The sequence below is a fragment of the Pseudalkalibacillus sp. R45 genome (genome assembly GCF_052246725.1).
Taxonomy (GTDB): domain Bacteria; phylum Bacillota; class Bacilli; order Bacillales; family Fictibacillaceae; genus Pseudalkalibacillus.
Map to the genome: position 1 here is coordinate 1 of NZ_JBQQCL010000012.1, position 18924 is coordinate 18924.

Below are 18924 nucleotides of genomic sequence, written 5' to 3' on the forward strand. Positions count from 1 at the left end.
CGGAAATCAACGACTTTTAAAGAAAACTTGGCGAGACCAAGCCTTTTGTAGGTCGAGCCTTAGTTGCCCTTATACTGAAGAAAGTATTTTATACTTTCTTTAAGTGCAAAAGCAACAAAGTTTGCGATAACAGCCTTGATTTAATACGCCTTCGCCCAGTAAACCATATGCTTCGCTTCTTTCTCGCAGCAGAAGCAGGTGGCCTCTAATTTTTCCTGCTCGAACGGGATGCATCGTGATGTTGCGCCCGTTTCCTCTTTGATCTTTTCTTCACAGGCGGTTTCGCCGCACCACATCGCTTTGATAAATCCAGGTTGATCATTGAGTGTTGTTTTGAACTCATCAAAGCTTAAAGCAGTATATGTTCTTTCAGCTCGTAACGCTTTTGCTTTTTCAAAAAGATTCCTTTGAATATCTGCAAGAAGGTTTTCAATTGTTACATCAAGATCTTTTAATGGGACGAATTGTTTTTCTCCAGTATCCCGTCTCACCAAAACAACCTGCTCTTTTTCGATATCCTTAGGTCCGACCTCTAAACGGACCGGGATTCCTTTCATTTCGTATTCGTTGAACTTCCATCCAGGCTTTTTGTCACTCGCATCGATATCCACACGTGCGGCAGCGGAGAGGTGTTTTTTTAGCTCATAAGCAAAATCGAGCACTCCTTCTTTATGTTGGGCAATTGGCACGATCATCACCTGGGTTGGCGCCACTTTAGGAGGAATCACTAGCCCTCTGTTGTCCCCATGCACCATAATCAACGCCCCGATGATACGTGTTGTAAGACCCCAGGACGTTTGATGGACATGCTGAAGGTCGCCGTTTTGGTCGGAGTATTGAATGCCGAAAGCTTTTGCAAATCCATCTCCGAGATAGTGGGAAGTCCCGGATTGCAGCGCCTTCCCGTCATGCATGAGACTCTCGATCGTATAGGTGAAATCAGCACCTGCGAACTTTTCCTTCTCTGTTTTCTTTCCTTTTAAAACAGGAATAGCGAGGATGTCTTCACAGAGCTCAGCATAGACATTCAGCATTCGCGTCGTTTCCGCTTGTGCATCCTCAGCATCTGCATGACACGTGTGCCCCTCTTGCCATAAAAATTCTAAGGTACGCAAGAATGGCCGCGTCGTTTTTTCCCAGCGGACGACATTTGCCCATTGATTATAGAGCTTCGGCAGATCACGGTAGGAATGGATGATATTTTTATAATGCTCGCAAAACAGGATTTCAGAGGTCGGTCTGACACAAAGCCGTTCAGTAAGTTCTTCTTCACCGCCATGTGTGACCCATGCGACTTCAGGTGCAAATCCTTCGATATGATCCTTCTCTTTATTTAAGAGGCTTTCTGGTATGAACAAAGGCATATAGACGTTTTCATGACCTGTTTCTTTAATCATATGGTCAAGTTCGTTTTTGATATTTTCCCATAGCGCATACCCGTAAGGACGTATGATCATAGAACCGCGTACACTCGAATAGTCGATCAGATCAGCTTTCTTGACGACATCTGTATACCATTGCGCGAAATCCTCTTCCATCGCAGTAACATCTTGGACAAATCCTTTTCCCATTTCGATCACCTCTTGTTTATTCAAAAATTTAATGTTGATTTTCCATGTCTTAGCCTACTTCTGTAAGCTCTCCCGCTCGTTCCTAGCTCGAACCAAGTTGCATTTGCCCATTAGCGGGCTCAGGAGACCTTATTGACCAAAAGAATAGGATGTTACAAAAGTAACGGACTGCTTGAGATTGCTCGCTTTTCCCTCCATAACAAAAAGCCTTGACCCCAGAAGGGACCAAGACTTGGCGGTACCACCCTAATTCATAACGCACAATGATGCGCAATATACACTCGATGTTGATAACGGATTGCTTATCCGCTGTATCTTAGTCGATTTCGATACAGAACTCAGAGGCAGGTTCAAGTGCGGGCCCATGGAAACCTTTCAGCAGATGGCTTCCTCTCTAGAAAGGGCGTGATTCACTTTACTAATCCCCGTCATTGTTTCAGGTTGTTTGAAAGTAATATAATCCGGTTGACTATATTTGTCAAGAAGTAATATACAGGTTATCCACATTTAATAAAAAATATAAGAATTTTCAATGCTTGTTCATTTTTTTACTGATTCCTACTTATAGTATAGTAAGGCACTTTGTAGAGGTGAGGTAAATGCAACGACAGCTACAGTTTACAATTTTAGTTGGCTTGATCGTATTCCTGGGAATAATGGCATGGAGAATCCCAAATACGGCCGAACAATCGAAACAAACTGTGGAACATATTAAAGCTGAACAATCCAATAGAATCGGCGAAAATCCTGAATCGGTGGAAGTTGCAAATGTCCAGTCTGCTATTGCTGAAATTGGCAAGGAAGCACCGGATTTTACTTTGCAAAACCTTGACGGGGAAGAAGTCTCTTTATCGGATTATCGTGGAAAAACAGTAATCCTTAATTTCTGGACAACATGGTGTACGTATTGTAAAAAAGAAATCCCTGAACTGATCAATTTCCATCATCTCCATGAAAATGAAGAGGTTGTTATTCTTGCAGTGAATCTCAGCTCTGAAGAAGAAAATGTGGAGCAGGTGACGATGTTCGCAAAAGAATTCGAAATCCCTTTTCAAGTTCCGCTTGATACAGAAGGAATGGTCGGTCAAGCTTATCAGATCATTGTCATACCGACAACCTTTATCATCGACCCGGACGGCCTCGTAAAAAACAAAATCATGGGGCCCATGAATCTGGATGAACTTGAACAGCAGTTAAAAGGAGGTGGATAATTCATCAGGAGGAAAATACATCCTTTTATTGAATCTATACAAGTCAAATCATTATAAAGATGGTGTTGGGGATATGCGTGAATATAATAGCCTGATGAAGGATGAAGAACTTGATTTTTTTATTCAAGCCGTAGGTCTTGAACTTAAATGTATTGAAAGCAATTCGGTTTCATTTTATTTGAACCTTAATGAGGGATCCTACAGTTTCTATGAACCACTCTTATTACAAATAGATAATTATTTTCTTAGATTGGATTGTTGTGAAAAGGAAACGGACGATTATGAAGAGTATTACCATATCACTTGTAAAAAGCAGGATACACCTGAACCCCTGCAATATGAAATGAATGAAAACAATACTTTCGAGTACGCTGTACAGCCGCATTCGATTATTTCTATTTTTAATAAAATAATACGGGTTACGATTTACACGAAGGAGTTTCAAACAGAAAATGAACAAATCGTTTATGATTCGTCTCTCATATTCGATCTGGATAATGGGAAAAGAATTTGCCTCTCTCCACAACCAGTGATGGGTTTTGAATTGACCTTTGACCAGCAAAAGATGAAAAGCATAACGGAGGGGTATCACAAACGTATGGTTCTTGAATGATTCACAAAAGCTGTTTCTCCTTCTGGTGGCCCGTGTGCCGTGCTAAAATATCCAGCTTATAGTTCAAGTATTTGAAATCAAGGTGTATGAGAGCAGAGCGATCGATTCCTTCAACAATCGATTTTGCAAACTCCCAAATCGAATCTTTCATAGGTGCAGCGCTTTTTTCGGCAATCAATGTCAAGGCTTCGAAGATTGCACCAATGACAGAGACATCCTGTTTCCCATAATGGCGGATCTGGTAGAAACTTTTATACAAGACCTGTGAAAATTCACCTGTGTTCAGGATGACACGCAGGTTTTTTTCACTGTCATAGATATAAGGTTCCTCCAGTGACGTTTGAGCCAGTCTGGAGAGGATTTTACCCAGTCTCTGTATACAGGTGATGGCTGTGTAAGGGTCATTGACGGCAGGTGAGATGGCACGAAGGGCGATTTCTGTCAGCTTCTGGATACCATATTCGATATCTTGCTCAGTGGTCCTTTGCGTACCAACGCGTATATTTTGCAAATAATCCTCTATATCAAACGAGCGATCATCCAAAGACCAATAAGAAAAAAGGACCGTACCTTCATCTACATAGTCTCCAATGTTCTTTTCGAAACGGATGAGTAAATCATTTCTTGTTGCCAGTTTCACCATCTTGTCCAAATCAATGAATTGAAGATAGCCTGAGAATTCAGAGGATGCTTTCCCGCATTCCTTTGTTTTGTATTCTTCATTTTCCCAGCTCGACCAAGGGGAGGAGGGAGATGAAACCAGATCGGATCTGTCATCTTTATGGGATGATAGAATGGAAAGACAGTTGTCTGTGATATCCTGAATGAGGTTGTTGACCTGAATCCAAGTGCCTACATGATGGATGAAATAGACAAAAAATCCGAGACATAATGCGGATAAGGAAACGGACAACGAAGGGATCACTAAAAAGCTCCGTTGATCGGAAATGTTCATCCATAGCAGGACGAGGACGAAATACAAAAAAGATCCGATAAATATTCCCAACACTCTTCGTGTCACCATATCACTTAAAAAGTTATCGAGTGTACGAGGGGAATATTGCGCTAGATAGGTAGATAAGAGTACCATGATTGATGAAAATGTGATGGCTGTCATCGTCAGGATCGAAGTCGCTAATGCGCTAAGAATCAACTGGGTGGTGTTGCGATCGGTAATCATGAAGCCTGGGAAATGCATATGGAATTGCCTCAAATCCATCCAAAAATCCACTTCTACGGATAGATAGGCAAGCAAGACAGCAATCAAACTATAAAATGTAGGAAGATACCAGAAGCTTTGATGGATCTTATGTAATGAAATCTTTAAATACATCTTCCGCTCACCTCACAATTCATCTAACCTATTCTTCCTCTAAAAAAGAATTTTATGAAAGGCGTGTATGATTTCTCATCAATTACTCACTTTCGGTAAAATGGAATCGATCAGTTTAAAATTTAGGCTGTATTCGTAAACTTTGTAGCTCTTGAAAGTCGTTGATTTCCGCTCCAGGATGCTCGCTTTCCGCGGGGCGTGCGGTGAGCCCACTCGTCGCCTTGCGACCTCAGGAGTCTCCTTTTCAAGGAAGCATTTGTGCTCCTGCGTCTACAAGAAAGTCCTGTCGAAGCGAGCTTCCTCGTCGCATGCCTTGCGAGGAGACTATTCAGGTAGTAGGCACGCTGACCCCGCAGGAGTCTCGCACCTTGCTCTCCAATCAACTTGCACAATGTGAGTTTTTTAAAATGACTCAAAAACAACAATCTTTTAGAAAAGAGCCAAAATTTAAGAGGAGTCTGTCGTTGCTTCAGAAAGTTGTGATTGATCCTCCTGCTATAAAGAACTGCGGGTTTCCAAAGTTCACGGATCTGTGTGTCCGTATAATAGCGGTTCTGCGAAATATACGGATAGAAAACCTGTCTTTGTGACCGTATAATAGCGGTTCTGCGAAGTATACGGATAGAAAAACCGTCTTTGTGACCGTATAATAGCGGTTCTGCGAAATATACGGATAGAAAACCTGTCTTTATATCCGTCAAACTCCGATTCTCCCGTTTTCACGGAATGAAAGCTTCTCACATGTACATGGATGTACTTGGTTCACGTTCACACAATTCGTGGTGGTATTTAGTCGAAGGTCATTATTTTCGTTGGCTCGCTTTCTCGCCTTTGTGTATTAAATTTAGTTTGGAGCTATGATATTCCATTACAGTTTTGGGCATCTTTAATGCAATTTAACTTGCTGATATTCTTTTTCGCGACCGATGGTTTTTGCAAGGCGCATGATTTTTTCATTGATGAACTGTTTATCCCACTCTAACAATACATCTGCTTCAATTCCTTCAATGAAATAGACAGCAAAATCCCAGACAATTTTATGGAGCGAACGATCAAGGATATTCCGTTCAACAATCCCATGCAGTACGGATATAGTAGATGCGCACACCGAGACATCTTCACGCGCATAGTGGCGAAGCTGATAAAACGCTTTATAGAGCAGTTCCCGATAAGATTGGATATCCAGAATCACCCTTAAATTGTTTTCTTCATCGTAATAATAAGGCTTTGGAAACATGATTTCTCCCAATTCAGATAAAATCGTTCCGATCCGATTGATGGAGTTGATCGCCGTATGTGGATCGTTGATACCTGGTGAAATAGCTCGAAGTGCAATCTCAACCAATTTCTGAATACCAAATTCAACATCCTGAACCGTATTCCTTTCAGTACCGATCAAAAAGCATTCCTCGTATCGTGTTTCAGCTTCTTTAGTTAAAGAATCAGTATCAAGAAAGGAATACAATGGTGTCTCTTTAAAGACATAATCGCCGATCCTGCGTTCTACCTTGAGGATCTCATCGTTTTTTGTTGCTTTTTCCAATATTGGTTCTAGTTTGATCATTTGCAAATAGCCTGATGTAGGAGCATTGATCGTAACCTTACGCTTTTTTTCAAGATCATTGATGTTTTCTTTTACGGATATCTGTTTCGATTTTGCCTGATCGACCCCTAAGTGGAAGCTGTTACGGATCGTTTCTTGTGTCCGAGTTGTGATTTTGTCAATTAGATTGTTGACCTGAGTCCATGTTGCCACATGGTGGATGAAAAAGACGAAGAACCCAAGGCAAACAATCGCCCAAATGACGGCAATACCTGGACCAAGGAATAATTTCTTATCACTGAGATCCTTAAGAAAAAGCAATAAAAGCAATGAGTAGATGAATCCACCAGTAAAAACACCTAGGACCCGTTGTGTAACGACATCACTGATGAAATCCTGCAATGTCCTTGGTGAAAACTGGGATGAATATGTAGTCAACACGACCATGATTGAAGAGAATGTGATGGTCGTCATTGTGAGAACCGATACAGCAATCGCATTCAAAATGGTTTGTCCGAGCTTAACATCGGTCATCAAGGCGTTCGGCACATATTTTGCGATGATCTTCGTAGGGATCGCTTCTTCCAGATACATGCTCAACATCGCCATGAAAAGCGCTAGGACACCATAGAAGATGGGTAAGAACCAGAAGCTGTGTCTAAATTTAAGCCAATAGTCATTAAGTTTCATTTCCTCATCCTTCTTTCTACCCCTATTTATATCCAAAAAGAAGAAGCACCAACCGATATGGCTGATGCTTTCTTTCTATTTTATCAATTTATTAACCAGTGAATTCTTGAGAGAACATTTTACCGTATGGTCCGCCGTCAACAATTCCGATACCAATCTTCGTGTATTGGCTGCCAAGAATGTTTTTGCGGTGTCCATCAGAGTTCATAAGAGAAGTGTGTGCACCCTCTACTGAACTGTTTCCAGCAATGTTTTCACCTGCAGTGTTATATTCGATGCCGAATTGCTTCATCATATCAAATGGAGAACCATATGTTGGTGAATCATGACTGAAGTAGTTGTTATCGATCATGTCTTTTGATTTTGCACGTGCCATTTTTGTCAATTCTGGATCGACTTCCAATGGTTTTAGTCCAGCTTTTTCACGTTCCTGGTTCACAAGGTCAACCATTTGCTGCTCATCAGCAGTAAGTTGGAATTCACCTTCTGCAGCAGGCTGTTCAGATTGTTGTTGCTCAGTATTAGGCTGCTCTTGTGGAGTTGCCTTTTGCTCAGGGGCAGGAGCCGCTTCTTCTTTTGGAGCTGGCTCTTCAGCTTTAGGTTCATCAGCTTTAGGTTGCTCTTGTTTTGGAGCTTCCTGTTTTTGCTCACCTTGTTGGTCTTGTGCTTTCTTCAACGCTTCTTGGATTTTCTCTTGAAGCGCTGGGTCAAGCTCTTTACCCTTCAAGCAATTTTGGATGTATTCTTGCACTTTGTCTTGATCTACTTGACCAAGAACAACTTGTTTTTTCACATGTACTTGAGGCTGTTCAGCACCTGTAGATGCTTGACCAATGCCTGCGTTAACCCCAAAAATTGATGCAGATAGTAAAGAAGTAATAAGAAGTTTTTTGAACAATTTTTCCTACCTCCTAATTTTTTATAGTTACATAGACACATTTCGACTATGAAACTATTTGATGGGGGTTAGGAATTAATTGGAAATCACAATAGGTTTAGTTTGTATTCATATGGTCAATAATAATTGGTTAAGGAAAACTTGGAACTTGATAGCGAAAACTGCGATTTGTTTTCGAATACTATGAGGGATGAGCGGGAATTTAAGGAGGAGTCTGTTTTGTATCCAGAATTAGAAAAGTATAAACAACTGAAAAAACAATATGAAGAACAATTGCAACGTTTAAAGATAGACCAAGATGACTTAGAGGAAGAAAAAGAGAAGATGCTTCAAAAGTATGAGGATCTGCTTGGGAATTTCGGAGGCAGAGGTACGGTCGATCGATATAACAAAGAAAATGTTTCATCGTTACGATCAGAAATTCAAGAACTGACAGAAGAGCTTGGAGATGTGCTTGAAGAGACATCTCACCTGTCACGAGAGCAAAAAGAAAGGCTGAACGAATGGATGGAACCTTTGAAAAAAGGGTTGGATCGTGAAGTGATGGCTGCAAAGCAGCATTTGAAAATAAAAAAGGATGAGTTCCGTCGTTATCGTATTGAAATGCTGCTCTTGATGCAACAGGTTTTTGAAATCGAAGAGTACATACACGACGTTCATCTTTCATATACTGAAGCTTGTCAGGATTACTTGACGAATCAAGACCGGCAAACATTGCAGCTGCAAGCGATCGGTGTACGGCAGGATGTAAAACTGATGCTTGAGGAATTACAGGAAGACCTCGACTATGTAAACAAGTATGGAAAGATGCCAGAGTGGTTTCAGGAGGAAGTGAAATCGAAGGCATGATTTTAAGCAAAGGATTCGTGCAGAATTTCTCATGATTACAAACTTCACGAAAAAATAAGCCACAACAGGGGGGTGTTGTGGCTTTTTACTCCGTACAAGATTGGAAGGGTAATAGTAATTACATAAAGCGTTCGTAATTAACTATTTAGGATTAGGGGAAGTACAATTAGGTTTAATATACAAACGCTGTACCTACAATAATTAGCAAGATGAACAATACTAAGATTATGGAAAATCCAGTACCGTGAGAGTGACTTATGCTAATGCCCCCTTCGAACACTGCTCCAGTGAGAGTTCCTCACACTAATACAATATGCTCGTAAACACACTTGGTATGGACAAGTGCATTAGGACAAATATGGAATTTTATGATTTCAAAGGATTTTTTTCGTTTTTTTTTTAGGAAATTGCTGTATTCGCAAACTTTGTTGCTCTTGAAAGTCGTAGATTTCCGCTCCAGGATGCTCGCTTTCCGCGGGGCGTGCGGTGAGCCAACTCGTCGCCTTGCGATCTCAGGAGTCTCCTTTTCAAGGAAGCATTTGTGCTCCTGCGTCTACAAGAAAGTCCTGTCGAAGCGAGCTTCCTCGTCGCATGCCTTGCGAGGAGATTATTCAGGTAGTAGGCACGCTGATCCCGCAGGAGTCTCGCACCTTGCTCTCCAATCAACTTGCACAAGGTGAGTTTTTAAAAATGACTCAAAAGCAACCATCTTTTAGAAAAGTGCCAACGAAATTAAGTTCCATAAAATAAATCTGGGTCGAAAAACTGGATGTAATGATCGTATGAACACTCAATATGACCAATCTGGCGTGAAATACTGGATTTAGTGACCGTATGAGAAACAAATTGCTTAATTTTTCTTGAAGAATCAACAAAATCTTATGAGACTAAAGCGCTATATCAATATAACGGATAATAGGACTTTAATCCCCTTTCGACAATAAATGTTTTGTTTTCAACTTAAAAGGATATAGTTGCTTATACCAACATATTTATTGCAAAGGGGAGCTTAACACATGAAACAAATTGTAAGGGGTATCGTACTGATTTTAGTCAGCGTAGTCGGTTTTAACTGGTGGGATACGCTTTTAAGTTCAACTAAGATCCATGAAGCTCAATCCACACTTTTCTTTTATTCGGTTCCATATATCCTTTCATTCATGCTTGCGATTATCGGTGTAAGTTCGATTACATATGGCATGGGTTCATATAAAAAAGATCAATCAGATTTTGAAGAAACAGCCTGAATATAGGCTGTTTTTATTTTTTGCAAAAATAAGCAAGATATGCGTTCTAGACCCCTGAATTACCAAAAAATCATAGGGTTTTTGTATATGAACTTGGTCAACCTAATCATACATCCCTAGAAAATGGGGTATGATAATGAGGAAAATCACCACTGCAATCGCATTTGCAATGTTCGTTGCAGGGTGCAGCAATTCCGTTGCGATTTCAGAGCAACCGAAAAAGGCAACTTCCTCATTTAAAGAAATTCAAACTGTTGAAGCAATCAAAAAAGAAAAGGTCCTGTTACAGGTTCCTTTAATCAAACAGTTACCTGAATTACCAAGAGGATGTGAAGTCACCAGCCTTGCAATGTTATTGCGACATGCAGGAATAAATGTTGATAAAATGACCCTGGCAAAAGAGGTCAGAAAAGATCCAACACCTTACCAAAGAAAAAATGGTATAACTTATTTCGGCAATCCAAATCAAGGTTTTGTCGGAAATATGTATGATATAAATAAACCAGGATTAGGTGTATATTCAAAACCAATCGCTGATTTAGCTGAGCGATATCTCCCTGGGCGAGTAGTCAATCTCACAGGATCGGATTTTGAGGAAGTCATGCAGCATGTTGAACAAGAAAAGCCTGTATGGGTCATTAATAATACCTGGTTCTCCAGGGTACCAGCAAAGTATTGGGTCCAATGGCAGACTCCTCAAGGAAAAATGAACATCACCTATAAAGAACATTCCGTTTTGATCACTGGCTACGATGAACAAAACATTTATTTCAACGATCCTTTGGCGGGTATGAAAAACCGGAAAGTCCCAAAAGCCCAATTCCAAAAAGGATGGGAGCAGATGGGACGCCATGCGATCACATATAAGTGACCTGAAGAGTGATTCTTCATGGTCACTTTTTAAAAGTGGTTCATGAAGCACTTACAAGCATTTTTCGGGTTGGAAGTATCATATGAAACACTCATGGAACTCTGACTAATTTTGCAAAAATCAATAATAAGGTATAACAAAGCCAAGTAAAAACCGCCCTGAAAGCATGGGCGGTTTTCAATAACTGCTATTTCATTTCTTTACTGGTTTGTCCACTATAGCGGCTTAATTTTTCCCTGATTGACTGCCGGAGTTCTTCTGATTTCGCCGAGGAATAAGAATCCAAAAGCTCGTTGATCTGGTCCTGGCGGATGCCATTGCTCCACATTACATATGAACGATATTCGGTGCTCTTTAAATATTTTTTCAACATGTTATATTCAGGTCCGAAGTAGTAGGTGAGGTCGCAGTGGAACTCGATCATGTCATTCAGGTCGACAGCCAAAATCGTATCATCCAGTAAATACAGGGATGCCTCTTTTTTCCTCATCAATACAGGGACGGCATAAAGCTCATGTTCTTCAAGGACACCATGTGAAGTAGGTAAGAATAAATACGGTGTGTTTTCGCTATCAAAGCCTACAAAAAAGTCAGCGGCAGATTCTTGTAAAGTCGGTTGACGAAGCATCGTGCATTGGACGAGCAAGCGTTGAGATTCGATCATTCCCGGTTCCCCCTCGGTTTTTCGTTTAAGTATCAACAGAATGTCCACAATAAAGCTTTTTTATACACACGTTTGGAAGATTAATAGAGTCTGAAGACAACTTGTCCATTTTCGACTTGTCATTGACAAAGGAACGAGAAACCGTTTACACTAAAAATAGTATTATTGAATTACGAAAATTATGAAAGAAGTTGGCCAAAATGCGAGATTTATTTTTGCATCGAATTCAAATTCCAATAAAATCAATAGAATGCAGGAAGCCGTTGATCGATTGAAAAATCGGATCAGCGGCTTTTTTGATTGGATTTTATCTCGCTAAATTGGTAGTGCAATAGGAAGGGGGAGGTCAAATGATCACATTGACAGGGAATACGTTGACATTAAAAGAAATTTATCACGTGTTATTTGAAGGAGAACAGGTTCAAGCATCAGCCGAGAGTATGGAGAATGTTAAAGTGAGCCGTAAATCCGTCGAAAAGATCGTGTCCAATAATGAAGTTGTCTATGGAATCACGACCGGATTCGGAAAAATGAGTGACGTGTGGATTGATCAGTCACAGGTTGAAGCACTTCAGCTTAATTTGATCAGAAGTCATGCCTGTGGAGTGGGAGAGCCATTTCCAGAGATCGTCAGCAGGGCGATGCTTCTTTTAAGGACGAACGCTTTATTGAAGGGATATTCAGGGGTCCGTGTTGAAGTCATCAATTTATTGATTGACTGTATCAATAGTGGGATCCATCCAATTGTTCCGCAGCAAGGCTCGCTAGGAGCAAGCGGTGATCTAGCACCATTATCACATCTGGCGCTTGTACTCATCGGGGAAGGTGAAGCTTACTATAAAGGAAAAAGGGTGAGCGGAGAAGAAGCATTAGAAAGAGAAAATCTAACCCCGCTTGTGTTAAGTGCGAAGGAAGGTCTCGCTTTGATCAACGGGACACAAGCGATGACCGCCATGGGGGTAGTCGCTTATCTGGAGGCAGAAAAACTTGCATATCAAAGTGAACTGGTCGCAGCAATGACCTTAGAAGGGTTGAGAGGAATTACAGATGCGTTTGAGGAAGAAATCCATCAGGCGAGAGGATATCCCGAACAGGTCGGTGTCGCACAGCGGATCAGGATGTATATCAAACAAAGCAGGCTTTCGACAAAGCAAGGGGAAGTAAGGGTCCAGGACGCTTATTCATTGAGGTGTATTCCGCAAGTCCATGGCGCTACATGGCAAGCGTTGAACTATGTAAAAGAGAAGCTTGAGATTGAAATCAATGCTGCAACGGATAATCCCCTGATATTCGATTACGGGAACAAAGTGATATCCGGAGGAAATTTCCACGGTCAGCCGATTGCGATTGCCATGGATTTATTAAGCATTGCCATCGCTGAACTTGCGAACATTTCAGAGCGCCGCATCGAGAGGATGGTCAATCCACAGTTGAATGATCTCCCAGCATTCTTATCGGCGGATCCTGGAGTGGAATCAGGGGCGATGATCCTCCAATATGCTGCGGCTTCACTTGTTTCAGAAAATAAAACGCTGGCACACCCATCGAGCGTGGATTCGATTCCTTCGTCTGCGAACCAGGAAGATCACGTAAGTATGGGAACAATCGGTTCGCGTCACGCATACCAGGTCATCCAAAACACGCGGAATGTGCTTGCGATCGAATGGTTTTGCGCAATGCAAGCGGTTGAATTTAGAGGAGTTGAAAGGATGGCGCAGCGGACACGGAAAGCGTTTGACCGGGGAAGAGGAATTGCCCCGAGCATTACCGGAGACCGTGTATTCGCCAAAGACATTGAAAAGCTGTCACAGGATTTAAAGGAAGCCAATTGGCTTGGCATTTTAATTGAACAATAAATTTATTCCGAAATGGAGGGTTTTAAAATGACAAAAATCAAAGCGCCTAGAGGAACGACATTGAATACGAAAGGGTGGGTGCAGGAAGCGGCTTTGCGAATGCTGATGAACAATCTGGACCCTGAAGTGGCAGAAAAGCCTGAAGAACTCGTCGTTTATGGAGGGATCGGAAAAGCTGCACGAAATTGGGAAAGCTTTGATGCGATTGTCGAATCACTTAAGGATCTGGAAAACGATGAAACGTTGATGGTGCAATCCGGAAAGCCGGTCGCAATATTCAAGTCGCATGAAAACGCACCGCGTGTGTTGATTGCTAATTCCAATCTCGTACCAGCCTGGTCGAATTGGGAAACATTCCGGGATCTCGAGAAAAAAGGGTTAATGATGTATGGACAAATGACAGCGGGAAGCTGGATCTATATCGGAACCCAGGGGATTTTACAAGGAACGTATGAAACCTTCGCGGAGGCAGCTAGAAAGCATTTTGGCGGAACCCTCGCTGGTACTTTGACCGTAACTGCTGGACTTGGTGGAATGGGTGGCGCCCAGCCGCTTGCGGTCACGATGAATGATGGAGTCGTCATTGCAATCGAATGTGACCCGCATCGAATCCAGCGCAGAATTGAAACGAGGTATTGTGATACGAAAGCTGAGACGCTTGATGAAGCCTTGAAATTGGCAAAAGAAGCGATGGCGAAAAAAGAACCGCTTTCGATTGCTCTGCTTGGAAATGCGGCAGACATTTTACCTGAGCTTGTTAGACGCGGCGAAATTCCAGATCTTGTGACCGACCAGACTTCGGCCCATGATGTTTTGAATGGGTATTTGCCAATTGGATTCACTTTAGAAGAGGGCGAAGAATTACGGAAACGGGACCAAGAAACGTATATCTCAAAATCAAAAGAAAGCATCAAGCAACATGTGGAAGCGATGGTTGACCTGCAAAAGGCAGGGGCGGTCGTTTTTGACTACGGAAACAATATTCGTCAAGTTGCAAAAGATGAAGGATACGAAAATGCATTCGATTTCCCAGGATTCGTACCAGCCTTCATCCGACCGATGTTCTGCGAAGGAAAAGGACCATTCCGTTGGGCAGCGCTCTCAGGTGATCCTGAAGACATCCATGCGATTGATGAGGTGATCCTCAAGGAATTCGCACATGATGAACATTTGTGCAAATGGATCAAGATGGCACAGGAGAAAGTTGCGTTCCAGGGACTACCGTCTCGTATTTGCTGGCTAGGTTACGGGGATCGTGCCAAACTTGGGAAAATCATCAATGATATGGTCGAAAGCGGTAAAGTTAGTGCTCCAATCGTCATTGGTCGTGACCACCTTGACTGTGGTTCAGTCGCCTCCCCGAACAGGGAAACGGAAGCGATGAAAGACGGCAGTGATGCCATCAGCGATTGGCCGATATTGAACGCGTTGATCAATGGCGTCAACGGGGCAAGCTGGGTTTCTGTCCATCACGGCGGTGGTGTCGGAATGGGATACTCACAGCATGCTGGTATGGTCATTGTAGCGGACGGTACGAAGGAAGCAGGAGAAAGACTGGAACGCGTATTAACGTCTGACCCTGGTATGGGCGTGGTAAGACATGCAGATGCAGGTTATGGTTTAGCAATTAAGACAGCAAAGGAGAAGGGTGTCCGAATCCCGATGCTGGATAAGAGTAATGTAAGCGAAAGGAGTGGCGTATAATCATGACATTGAATGCAGATTTACTTTTGAAGAATATCGGTCAGTTACTGACGATGCAAGGAGAAGAAGGCATCCGTAAAGGTGAAGCGATGAAACAGATCGGGTTGATCGAAAAGGCTGTCGTAGCCGTGAAAGATGAGAAGGTCGTCTACGCAGGCCCGGCTGATCAGGCTCCATCTATTGAAGCAGAAGAAGAGATCGATTGTGAAGGGAAACTTGTAACACCAGGTTTAGTCGATCCGCACACCCATCTTGTGTTCGGGGGATCACGCGAGCATGAACTCGCCCTTAAACAGCAGGGCGTACCATACCTGGAAATCCTGAAACAGGGCGGGGGCATTTTATCAACGGTTAAAGCCACGCGCGAGACAGACGAAGAAACTCTTTATGACAGAGCCGTCTTCCATTTGGAGCGGATGCAAAGCTACGGGATTACGACGATGGAAGCGAAAAGCGGCTATGGGCTGGATGCAGAAACAGAGCTCAAGCAGCTTCGTGTCCTCAAAAGGCTCCAGGAAAACCAGAAGACAGACATCGTATCAACATATCTAGGCGCGCATGCGATTCCGAATGAATATAAAGGGAAGTCTGAAGCGTTTCTAGATGAGATGATCAACGTGATGGAAACCGTAAAAGAACAAGAGCTGGCAAGCTTCGTTGATATTTTCTGTGAAACAGGCGTCTTTACTGTCGAAGAGTCTCGACAGTATCTTCGTAAAGCAAAAGAAATGGGCTTTGACGTCAAAATCCACGCTGATGAAATCGATCCTTTAGGCGGAACTGAAATGGCCTGCGAAGTCGGCGCGATATCAGCTGATCATTTAGTCGGAGCATCGGAAGAGGGGATCCGAAAATTAGGTGAAACAAACACGATTGCAGTCCTTTTGCCCGGAACGACCTTTTATCTGAATAAAAATGAATTCGCGAAAGCGCGGGAGATGATCGAAGCGAATGCGGCTGTAGCGCTTGCGACAGATTTTAATCCAGGAAGCTCTCCGACCGAAAATCTGCAGTTCATCATGAATCTGGCGGCATTGAAATTAAAGATGACACCGGAAGAAATTTGGAATGCGGTAACGGTAAATGCAGCGTATGCGATCGGGTGTGGCGAACAGGCTGGGAAAATTGAAGAAGGACGTAATGCAGACATGGTGATCTGGGATGCTCCTAACTATCTCTATCTTCCTTATCATTATGGCGTGAATCATGTCAGGACTGTGTTGAAGAATGGGGAAACGCTCTTTGAAAGGGGAGAGCGTGTTGGCAAAGTTTCCGTATCTTAAGAAAGCTGGAGAAGCAGGATTTACAGACTCTCAGGTCATAAAAGCACATGAAATCGTCCGTGGATGGGATGAAGAAAGCCAGGTAAGTGGGATTGGTCTTTTAGGAGCTCCATTATCGAAGCCTTCGATCAGTCTATCTGGTGCCTCGCAAACACCAGGTGTGATCCGGCAGATGTTTTCAGCACTCTCGACCTATGCGATTGAACAAGAAAAGGACCTGGCAGAGGAGACGATCACCGATTTTGGAGATGTGGAAATGCATCTCACGGATATTCCTGCCTCACATGATCGAATCTATCAAACTTTTTCAAGCATATTAAAAGATCAGCCGACTATGGTTCCAATCATATTAGGCGGCGATCATTCAATCAGTTATCCAAGCATCAGAGCGTTTTCCGAGAACAGAAAAAAAGTAGGAATCATCCAATTCGATGCACATCATGATCTTCGTAATCGTGAGGATGGAGGGACTGGTAACGGTACGCCATTCCGTGCGCTTATTGAAGAAGGGGTTATTAAAGGGGATCAATTGATACAGATCGGAATCCGCAACTTTTCAAATAGCCAGCCTTATCATGAGTATGGCAAGGAACATGGTGTCACGATCCATACGATGAAAGATGTACGCGAAAAGAGCATGACGGAAATTTTACGCCAATCTATCAATCAACTAAAAGAGAAGGTCGATGTCATCTATGTTTCGTTGGATATGGATGTTCTCGACCAGGCTTTTGCACCTGGTTGTCCGGCAGTAGGACCAGGTGGAATGACGAGTGATTGCTTACTAGAGGGGATCGAAATGCTCGCAAAAGAGCCGATGGTCAAGGGGATGGACATCGTCGAAATTGATCCGACAGTCGATTTCCGGAACATGACAAGTAAACTGGCAGCATTCGTCATTCTGACTTTCATGCTGCATCGGGCATAAGAAAACAAAGCTATAACTGCCATCAGAAAAGAGCGTAGACAACATCCGTAGACTCCTGCGGGAACAGCACGAGTCGAAGACCCCGGAAGAAAGCGGTCTGTGCTTTCTGAGGAGGCTGAGGCCGTGCCCGCGGAAAGCGAAGGATGTTGACGAAGCGGAACCTTCATATATTGCTCAATAAGAAAACCCGGACAAATTGTCCGGGTTTTCTATTGATCAAAGTCGCATTTGCCGTTGACTCGATCAATACAACTTGCCTTGTCGGAACAGTACCGTAGATAGCTTCATAACGGCCTGGATGTAACAATTCTCTCTTAGCGGGAAAGGATCTCCGAAAAATTGAGGCAAAATGGTATCCATCGTTGATTGCATTTTTTCAAAGAGCATATCGAACACCTGCTCTTCACTATAGAACTGTGTTTCTCGGCCTTGCAGCCATTCGAAATAGGAAACGATGACACCACCAGCGTTGGCAAGGATATCGGGAACGATGATAACGCCGTTGTCCGCTAAATATTCATCGGCTTCACCCGTAACAGGGGCGTTGGCGCCTTCAACGATAATTTTCGCTTTAACCTGTGCCACATTATCTTTATGAACTTGGTCCTCTAGTGCAGCTAAGACTAACACATCGACATCCAGGTAAAGTACTTTTTCACGATCAAGGATCTCCGCTTTCATTTCCAACCCATTCAGTTCGTCTTCTGTAGTAGGAAGATCTCCTTCATTATTAGCGGTAAAATCAACAAGTGCAGGGATATCAAGACCTTCCGGATTAAATAAAGTAACATTACGATCACTTACGGCTACGATTTTGTTGTTCAAATGGGAACATCGAGAGGCTTCTAGAGCTGCAACTGAGCCGACATTTCCGAACCCTTGTACGGCCATCTTCAGTGGTTTTCCGCCATGGTCCAATGCAGTCTTTGCAAACGGATTCTCTTGTGCATCAAGCCATTCCCTTTTTCCGTTCAGAAAATCCGACATCATATAACGGTAGGTGAAATAGACACCTTTTCCAGTTGCTTCTCTTCTTCCCAATGAACCACCATTGATGATGCTTTTTCCGGTAAAGCTCCCTCGGTAAGTTGTTCCTGGCCGGATGCTCTTATATTCAGCCATCATCCAATCCATTTCACGATCTCCCGTCCCCATATCTGGTGCAGGGATATCCTTATCAGGACCAAGAATGTCACTGAAATAATGCACATATTTTTTACAGATTTGATGCAGTTCTTTGACTGTATATGTTCTTGGATTGAGGACTACTCCGCCCTTTCCGCCGCCGAAGGGGACTTCATGAAGGGCGTTCTTCAATGTCATGAGTGAAGCAAGGTTCGTGACTTCATCTTCATTGACAGATTCATGAAACCGGATCCCGCCTTTGTACGGTCCCAAAGTATTGTTGTGTTGGACACGAAAAGATGGGATCCGTACCACTTTCCCGTTTTCTAAAGCAATACGTAGAAACGATTTATGTATATGGTTCGGTGTTGAAAGAATCGCAGTAAGAGAAGTGAAAGCTTGTTCTCGATCCTGTTCCTTCAAATCTGGTAAAAAGGTCTCGTCTTCTAGTAATGCATCTAATGAGTGTTGGACAATTGAACCAGTCTGACTTGCCATATAGAAAACCTCCTATCAAATGTTTGGCTATATAAAGTAT

18 protein-coding genes and 1 other annotated feature are annotated in these 18924 nt (G+C 42.7%); of the genes, 11 read left to right on the forward strand and 7 right to left on the reverse strand.

Annotation, left to right across the window (positions count from 1 at the left end; translation table 11 throughout):
- Positions 1-140 precede the first annotated feature (140 nt).
- The gene (proS, locus tag ACTWQL_RS17685) at positions 141-1571 is read right to left on the reverse strand and encodes a proline--tRNA ligase (protein WP_443143755.1); all 1431 of its coding nucleotides are present in this window, start codon (positions 1569-1571) and stop codon (positions 141-143) included.
- A gap of 217 nt (positions 1572-1788) precedes the next feature.
- Positions 1789-2012 (reverse strand) — a binding site (T-box leader).
- 158 nt (positions 2013-2170) lie between these two features.
- On the opposite strand from proS, the gene ACTWQL_RS17690 reads away from it, so the two are divergent.
- Positions 2171-2782 carry a peroxiredoxin family protein gene (locus ACTWQL_RS17690; RefSeq protein WP_443143756.1) on the forward strand — a complete coding sequence of 204 codons (612 nt, stop codon included), beginning with the start codon at positions 2171-2173 and terminating at the stop codon, positions 2780-2782.
- Complete coding sequence (locus tag ACTWQL_RS17695; RefSeq protein WP_443143757.1) at positions 2775-3395, forward strand: hypothetical protein; 621 nt, start codon at positions 2775-2777, stop codon at positions 3393-3395. Before ACTWQL_RS17690 ends, ACTWQL_RS17695 begins: the two co-directional genes overlap by 8 nt.
- A 1-nt stretch (position 3396) precedes the next feature.
- On the opposite strand, the gene ACTWQL_RS17700 is transcribed toward ACTWQL_RS17695, so the two are convergent.
- A complete protein-coding gene (locus tag ACTWQL_RS17700; RefSeq protein WP_443143758.1) occupies positions 3397-4728 on the reverse strand; it encodes a DUF2254 domain-containing protein in 1332 nt (443 codons plus the stop codon).
- 308 nt (positions 4729-5036) lie between these two features.
- On the opposite strand from ACTWQL_RS17700, the gene ACTWQL_RS17705 reads away from it, so the two are divergent.
- On the forward strand, positions 5037-5318 hold the full coding sequence (locus tag ACTWQL_RS17705) for a hypothetical protein (RefSeq protein ID WP_443143759.1): 282 nt from the start codon (positions 5037-5039) through the stop codon (positions 5316-5318).
- A 296-nt stretch (positions 5319-5614) separates the two neighbouring features.
- Here the strand turns inward: ACTWQL_RS17705 and ACTWQL_RS17710 are convergent, their stop codons facing one another.
- Together ACTWQL_RS17710 and ACTWQL_RS17715 are read right to left on the reverse strand one after the other, a co-directional pair.
- On the reverse strand, positions 5615-6961 hold the full coding sequence (locus tag ACTWQL_RS17710) for a DUF2254 domain-containing protein (RefSeq protein ID WP_443143760.1): 1347 nt from the start codon (positions 6959-6961) through the stop codon (positions 5615-5617).
- 91 nt (positions 6962-7052) lie between these two features.
- Positions 7053-7859, reverse strand: coding sequence for a CAP domain-containing protein (locus ACTWQL_RS17715; protein WP_443143761.1), 807 nt, complete (start codon positions 7857-7859; stop codon positions 7053-7055).
- A 219-nt stretch (positions 7860-8078) separates the two neighbouring features.
- On the opposite strand from ACTWQL_RS17715, the gene ACTWQL_RS17720 reads away from it, so the two are divergent.
- A complete protein-coding gene (locus ACTWQL_RS17720; RefSeq protein WP_443143762.1) occupies positions 8079-8708 on the forward strand; it encodes a hypothetical protein in 630 nt (209 codons plus the stop codon).
- Positions 8709-8880: 172 nt separating this feature from the next.
- Here ACTWQL_RS17720 and ACTWQL_RS17725 read toward each other — a convergent pair whose 3' ends face one another.
- Positions 8881-8988: a YjcZ family sporulation protein gene (locus ACTWQL_RS17725; protein WP_443143763.1), complete on the reverse strand. Its 108-nt coding sequence runs from the start codon at positions 8986-8988 to the stop codon at positions 8881-8883.
- A gap of 311 nt (positions 8989-9299) precedes the next feature.
- Between ACTWQL_RS17725 and ACTWQL_RS17730 the strand changes: the two genes are divergently transcribed.
- The 3 genes from ACTWQL_RS17730 (at position 9300) to ACTWQL_RS17740 (ending at position 10826) form a co-directional block, all read left to right on the forward strand.
- The gene (locus tag ACTWQL_RS17730) at positions 9300-9458 is read left to right on the forward strand and encodes a hypothetical protein (protein ID WP_443143764.1); all 159 of its coding nucleotides are present in this window, start codon (positions 9300-9302) and stop codon (positions 9456-9458) included.
- Positions 9459-9724: 266 nt separating this feature from the next.
- On the forward strand, positions 9725-9955 hold the full coding sequence (locus tag ACTWQL_RS17735) for a hypothetical protein (RefSeq protein ID WP_443143765.1): 231 nt from the start codon (positions 9725-9727) through the stop codon (positions 9953-9955).
- Positions 9956-10091: 136 nt separating this feature from the next.
- On the forward strand, positions 10092-10826 hold the full coding sequence (locus ACTWQL_RS17740) for a C39 family peptidase (protein WP_443143766.1): 735 nt from the start codon (positions 10092-10094) through the stop codon (positions 10824-10826).
- Between the two features lie 187 nt (positions 10827-11013).
- Here ACTWQL_RS17740 and ACTWQL_RS17745 read toward each other — a convergent pair whose 3' ends face one another.
- Positions 11014-11490: a hypothetical protein gene (locus tag ACTWQL_RS17745; RefSeq protein WP_443143767.1), complete on the reverse strand. Its 477-nt coding sequence runs from the start codon at positions 11488-11490 to the stop codon at positions 11014-11016.
- Positions 11491-11840: 350 nt separating this feature from the next.
- Between ACTWQL_RS17745 and hutH the strand changes: the two genes are divergently transcribed.
- From hutH to hutG, 4 genes are read left to right on the forward strand one after another with little or no spacing between them, the layout of a single operon-like run.
- Complete coding sequence (gene hutH, locus ACTWQL_RS17750) at positions 11841-13346, forward strand: histidine ammonia-lyase (protein ID WP_443143768.1); 1506 nt, start codon at positions 11841-11843, stop codon at positions 13344-13346.
- A gap of 12 nt (positions 13347-13358) precedes the next feature.
- The gene (gene hutU / locus ACTWQL_RS17755; RefSeq protein WP_443143769.1) at positions 13359-15050 is read left to right on the forward strand and encodes a urocanate hydratase; all 1692 of its coding nucleotides are present in this window, start codon (positions 13359-13361) and stop codon (positions 15048-15050) included.
- Between the two features lie 2 nt (positions 15051-15052).
- Positions 15053-16333 carry an imidazolonepropionase gene (gene hutI / locus ACTWQL_RS17760; protein WP_443143770.1) on the forward strand — a complete coding sequence of 427 codons (1281 nt, stop codon included), beginning with the start codon at positions 15053-15055 and terminating at the stop codon, positions 16331-16333.
- Positions 16311-17261, forward strand: a complete 951-nt coding sequence (gene hutG / locus ACTWQL_RS17765) for a formimidoylglutamase (protein ID WP_443143771.1) — start codon at positions 16311-16313, stop codon at positions 17259-17261. The genes hutI and hutG overlap by 23 nt, the downstream gene beginning before the upstream one ends.
- Positions 17262-17504: 243 nt before the next feature.
- On the opposite strand, the gene ACTWQL_RS17770 is transcribed toward hutG, so the two are convergent.
- On the reverse strand, positions 17505-18884 hold the full coding sequence (locus tag ACTWQL_RS17770) for a Glu/Leu/Phe/Val family dehydrogenase (protein ID WP_443143772.1): 1380 nt from the start codon (positions 18882-18884) through the stop codon (positions 17505-17507).
- Between the last annotated feature and the right edge of the window lie 40 nt (positions 18885-18924).

Coding starts and splice junctions, on each gene's coding strand:
- hutI (WP_443143770.1), top strand. CDS start 15,053: ATGACATTGAATGCAGATTTACTTTTGAAGAATATCGGTCAGTTACTG.
- ACTWQL_RS17770 (WP_443143772.1), bottom strand. CDS start 18,884: ATGGCAAGTCAGACTGGTTCAATTGTCCAACACTCATTAGATGCATTA.
- ACTWQL_RS17740 (WP_443143766.1), top strand. CDS start 10,092: ATGAGGAAAATCACCACTGCAATCGCATTTGCAATGTTCGTTGCAGGG.
- ACTWQL_RS17710 (WP_443143760.1), bottom strand. CDS start 6,961: ATGAAACTTAATGACTATTGGCTTAAATTTAGACACAGCTTCTGGTTC.
- ACTWQL_RS17700 (WP_443143758.1), bottom strand. CDS start 4,728: ATGTATTTAAAGATTTCATTACATAAGATCCATCAAAGCTTCTGGTAT.
- ACTWQL_RS17735 (WP_443143765.1), top strand. CDS start 9,725: ATGAAACAAATTGTAAGGGGTATCGTACTGATTTTAGTCAGCGTAGTC.
- ACTWQL_RS17730 (WP_443143764.1), top strand. CDS start 9,300: ATGCCTTGCGAGGAGATTATTCAGGTAGTAGGCACGCTGATCCCGCAG.
- hutH (WP_443143768.1), top strand. CDS start 11,841: ATGATCACATTGACAGGGAATACGTTGACATTAAAAGAAATTTATCAC.
- proS (WP_443143755.1), bottom strand. CDS start 1,571: ATGGGAAAAGGATTTGTCCAAGATGTTACTGCGATGGAAGAGGATTTC.
- hutU (WP_443143769.1), top strand. CDS start 13,359: ATGGAGGGTTTTAAAATGACAAAAATCAAAGCGCCTAGAGGAACGACA.
- ACTWQL_RS17705 (WP_443143759.1), top strand. CDS start 5,037: ATGCCTTGCGAGGAGACTATTCAGGTAGTAGGCACGCTGACCCCGCAG.
- ACTWQL_RS17745 (WP_443143767.1), bottom strand. CDS start 11,490: ATGATCGAATCTCAACGCTTGCTCGTCCAATGCACGATGCTTCGTCAA.
- ACTWQL_RS17690 (WP_443143756.1), top strand. CDS start 2,171: ATGCAACGACAGCTACAGTTTACAATTTTAGTTGGCTTGATCGTATTC.